Origin of the sequence: Oribacterium sp. P9, assembly GCF_046365365.1 — a bacterium.
Taxonomy (GTDB): Bacteria; Bacillota; Clostridia; order Lachnospirales; family Lachnospiraceae; genus Oribacterium.
This window is the reverse complement of sequence record NZ_JBKEIS010000066.1, coordinates 1-511: the sequence shown is the minus strand read 5'-3', so window position 1 is coordinate 511 and position 511 is coordinate 1. Positions and strand designations below refer to the sequence as shown.

2 protein-coding genes are annotated in these 511 nt (G+C 53.4%); both read left to right on the top strand.

Annotated features, from left to right (window positions below; genetic code table 11):
- Positions 1–317: hypothetical protein (locus tag ACK8P7_RS11030; protein WP_410044241.1), on the top strand; the 317-nt coding region annotated here is incomplete at its 5' end.
- The coding region (locus ACK8P7_RS11025; protein WP_410044240.1) for a hypothetical protein at positions 310–511 on the top strand (202 nt) is incomplete at its 3' end. The genes ACK8P7_RS11030 and ACK8P7_RS11025, both read left to right, overlap by 8 nt.

Here is a 511-nt window from a genome sequence, read left to right as displayed (position 1 = left end):
GAAATAACGCTATGACCGCGCTTACCGCCATCGCCATGATGTCGCGCACAGAATACGCTGCCTACAGCCTGCTTGGCGAAGAAGATGCAGCAAGGCTATCCCTTGAGCAATTCAAAGGTTTCGTCCTCTCGAACAAACTTGACAACAAGCAAACCCTGTTGCAAATAGACAGCTTCAGCAGCGAAAGACACGAGCATATTATTGGCGGTTTCCACGCCATTGCAAAATCCGTCAAGGCGATGGAACTCGAACCTCCCGAGGAACCCAAGGAGCTCCCGTCGGGTGAAGAAGCGAACGAGGAGGCAACCGATGAGTAAGTGCATCATCTGCAAGAAAGAGCTTCCCGAAGGCACAAGGATGCCCGTTTGCGAATACCACCGCGCACAAGCGAAGGAAAAGGGAACAGCAGCGGTAGGGGTTCTTGGAACAGGCGCATTGGTTGTCAAGGCAGCGGCCCCTAAAGTTGTGCCGGTCATCAAGGAAAAAGGCCCTGAAGTCGCGAAGACGGCTA